The sequence below is a fragment of the Mycobacterium sp. NTMscope_MAC_269 genome, from assembly GCF_976985695.1.
In genome coordinates, this window is sequence record NZ_OZ335668.1 from 1,486,704 (window position 1) to 1,487,287 (window position 584).

General features: G+C 56.5%; 1 protein-coding gene. It reads left to right on the forward strand.

Translation table 11 applies throughout. From position 1 onward, the window contains the following. Positions 1-312 precede the first annotated feature (312 nt). A complete protein-coding gene (locus ACZ50Z_RS07085; RefSeq protein WP_464482898.1) occupies positions 313-534 on the forward strand; it encodes an MbtH family protein in 222 nt (73 codons plus the stop codon). The last annotated feature ends 50 nt before the right edge of the window (positions 535-584 follow it).

Consider the following 584-nt stretch of genomic DNA (forward strand, 5'->3'; position numbering starts at 1 on the left):
ACAAGTGCAACAAGGGCCGCTGTTAATGTCTTACGTAGGAACGTAATTCAGATGTTTCGAAACGGGAGCCCGGGGTACACCGCGAGCGTGAATGGCGACATTGACGGTCGTAGGGCCAACCCAGTAGGGGGCCTGCCATGACCGTCATGGCTCAGTCGCCACCGCGTCCAAGCTCACGGGCGCCGCTTTCGACCACATCTGCTGGTCGAGATACCGACCGAGTCTGACGGCTCAATCATCAAGTGCCGCACGGAAGTTCGTGCGGTGCGCGGCGCGCTTTGGAGTTTTCGCTTCGGTGTTAGGGGGTCCATCATGCAGCTCAATCCGTTCGACGACGACAGTGGAAGTTTTTTCGTCATAGTCAATAACGAAGAACAACACAGCCTTTGGCCAACTTTTACTACCGTTCCCGCCGGTTGGAGAGTAGTTTTTGGAGAAGCCGACCGCGCCGCATGCCTGCATTACATCGAAGAACACTGGCCCGACATTCGGGCGAAAAGCCTCCGCGACACGCCGACCCGCGCCGGTTTGTGATGTTTAGACCGATGTCATATGAAGGACTTCGGTAGAGCTTGGGGGGTTTA

Bases quoted from the DNA above. Each gene is read 5' to 3' on its own strand.
- ACZ50Z_RS07085 (WP_464482898.1), top strand. From the start codon at position 313: ATGCAGCTCAATCCGTTCGACGACGACAGTGGAAGTTTTTTCGTCATA.